Source organism: Nonomuraea sp. NPDC049649 (assembly GCF_040675175.1).
Classification (GTDB): Bacteria; Actinomycetota; Actinomycetes; order Streptosporangiales; family Streptosporangiaceae; genus Nonomuraea.
Genome location: NZ_JBFAOH010000091.1, coordinates 1 through 2,507, shown reverse-complemented (window position 1 = coordinate 2,507; position 2,507 = coordinate 1). Strand labels below are relative to the sequence as shown.

The window sequence follows — 2,507 nt, the reverse complement described above, 5'->3', positions numbered from 1 at the left end:
GATCAACGAGCCGCAGCCCGCCACCATCGAGACTATGGAGGACCGGCAGGCAAGCAACGCAGCATGACGTGTGTCATCCGGTTTGACAGCTACCGTTCTGATTACGGGCAACGCCTACGCGAGGAGCGACGCGCACCCGTCTGGGATCAGGCCCACTTGGTGTCGAAGCTGCGCGGCGCGGAAGGCCGTGACGTCTCAGCCGCCACCTTCACCGCCCAGGTGCGCGCCACCAACGCCCACATCATCGCTCTGGATACCGAGCTCGGCGCCCGCGACATGCTCGATGCGGTCATTCAAGCGACCGCCCATGCCCGCCGGATCGCCTACACCCGCTTCCCATCCAACCGGGACCTGCTCTCGGCGGTGGCCGAGGCGCACCAGATCGCGGGCTGGATCGCCTTTGACGCCGAGCGGCAGGACGTGTCGAGACAGATGACACTCGAAGCACTCCTCACTGCCCGCCAGGCAGGCGATCGCTCAATGGAAGCGTTCGCCTTGGGCCAACTGGCCATGCAGGACGTCCACGTAGGCCAGGCAGCGGAGGCGGCGAGCATCTCCGACACCGCCCTCACCACCGGACGAGTCAAGGGCGGCGTGCGGACCATGTTCGTCATGCGCGCGGCACGGGCCGCCGCGGGGATGAGAGAGCACGCCCGAGCCCGCAACCTGATCGGCCAGGCCCGAAGCCGCTACCTGGACGGCCCTCACCCGGACGATCCCGCCTGGGTGTGGTGGCTGTCAGAGGGCGAAATCTCCTGGCACCACGCCATGATCGAAGCCGACGTCGGCAGGTGGGAGAAAGCCTGCGAGTACTTCGCCGCAGCGGCCGATTTCCGGCTGTCGCGCTACAACCGCAGCACGGCTGTTTGTGCAGCGAGCCTGCTGTGGGCGTTGTCGCAAGCCGGCGACTGGAGCGAGGCCGAAACCGTGCTGCGGCGTGACGTGCTGCCCCACCAGGGGGAGGCAGTGTCGATACGCGCCGACCGCATGCTGGCATCAGCGGCCCGGCTGCTTGACGCTGCGCCCAGGCCGAGCCTGCGCGATGCCGCCCGCGAGATCGCCGCGCAGGCTTGGCACCTGGGGCGAGTAGACTCCGGCAGGCACCCGGGTGCGTCTCAACAGGTGTTGTCGGTACGCTGCGATGGTGATCAGCCGAGAAGGGGAACTTCTAGGCTTACGAGCCGCACGCAGATTGGCCGAACTGGACTGCTGTGAGATCGAGCCGGGGCTGAGCGAGGCGGAGTTCGACCGCATCGAGCGCGACTTCGGCTTCGAGTTCGCTGATGACCACAGGGCTTTCCTCGCAGCCGGACTGCCGGTGAGACAGGAACCAGAACCGGGGGCCACCTGGAAGGAACCATGGCCGGACTGGCGTACTGGCGACCCTGACCAACTTCGCGAGCAACTTGCCTGGCCCGTCGACGGGACCCTCTTCGATGTCGAGCACAACGCCCTCTGGCACAACACGTGGGGCGACCGCCCCGACGACCTGACGGCAGCGCTCGCCGTAGCGCGCAATCAGCTGGCCCAGGTGCCTGCCCTCATCCCGATCTACGGGCACCGGTATCTGCCCGCCGGCCGCGGTACGCACGGACATCCGGTGTTGTCGGTCTACCAAACCGACATCATCTTCTACGGCACTGACTTGGCGGACTACATCACGAACGAGTTCAGCGGAACAGACTGGTCGATCAGTGGAGACTGGATCACGCCGCCTCTGGTTTCCTTCTGGGGCGACTTCCTCTGAATGCTTTGGCAGGGACGGACTGCCGATCGTTCTCTCGGCATTAGGTTGGCCGGCATGACTGAGCTCGGACCCGTCGCCTGGCCGCCCGCCCCGATCAGGACCGAGCGGCTCGTGCTCCGTGAGCCCGAGGCTCGGGACCGTGCAGCGATCATCGAGCTATTCACCTCGCCCGAGGTGGGCACCTACATCGGTGGCCCTCGACCACGTGATGAGTTCGAGCGCGCGTTGCCTGCCGTGCCCCGGCGCCGCCCCGGCCTTTTCGTGGTCGATCTCGATGAGGCGATGATCGGCATCATCGACTTCAAGCAGCGCGACGCCGAGCGTCCGGGCCGCGTCCGCCCGGATGGCGGTGAGGTCGAGCTCGGTTACATGTTCCTGCCGGAAGCATGGGGATACGGATACGCCGCCGAGGCGTGCGCGGCGGCACTCGGCTGGGTCGCCGACGTGCTTCCCAGCGAGCCGGTAGTGCTCACCACCCAGACTGCCAACGACCGCTCGATGCGCCTCGCGGCGAAGCTGGGGTTCACCGAGGTGGCGCGGTTCGAGGAGTACGACGCCGAGCAGTGGTTCGGCGTGTGGTCCTCGATCACGCCGTCTGATTGAGCTCGTGCTCCGCTGGGTGGCGCGTTCCGAGGCCGGCCTCCCTGCCTGTGCGTCATCGCTCCCCGGTACTACATTCACAGATCTTGGCGTTCGGCTGCGTAACTGCCTGTAGTAGGTCCATCGTCATGCTGTGACCTGTTCTCTCACCTACGATCTG

Annotated in this window: 3 protein-coding genes; all 3 read left to right on the top strand. The window is 66.5% G+C overall.

The window, feature by feature from the left end; translation table 11 throughout:
- Nucleotides 1–1,215, top strand: a 1,215-nt coding sequence (locus AB0J42_RS37530; protein ID WP_364303326.1) for a hypothetical protein, incomplete at its 5' end; no start/stop codon positions are given.
- Nucleotides 1,193–1,747 carry a hypothetical protein gene (locus AB0J42_RS37525; RefSeq protein WP_364303324.1) on the top strand — a complete coding sequence of 185 codons (555 nt, stop codon included), beginning with the start codon at nt 1,193–1,195 and terminating at the stop codon, nt 1,745–1,747. The genes AB0J42_RS37530 and AB0J42_RS37525, both read left to right, overlap by 23 nt.
- Nucleotides 1,748–1,801: 54 nt before the next feature.
- The gene (locus AB0J42_RS37520; RefSeq protein WP_364303322.1) at nt 1,802–2,350 is read left to right on the top strand and encodes a GNAT family N-acetyltransferase; all 549 of its coding nucleotides are present in this window, start codon (nt 1,802–1,804) and stop codon (nt 2,348–2,350) included.
- Nucleotides 2,351–2,507: the final 157 nt, after the last annotated feature.

What these genes read in the sequence shown, in the direction of transcription:
- AB0J42_RS37520 (WP_364303322.1), top strand. Translation starts at nt 1,802, where the DNA reads ATGACTGAGCTCGGACCCGTCGCCTGGCCGCCCGCCCCGATCAGGACC.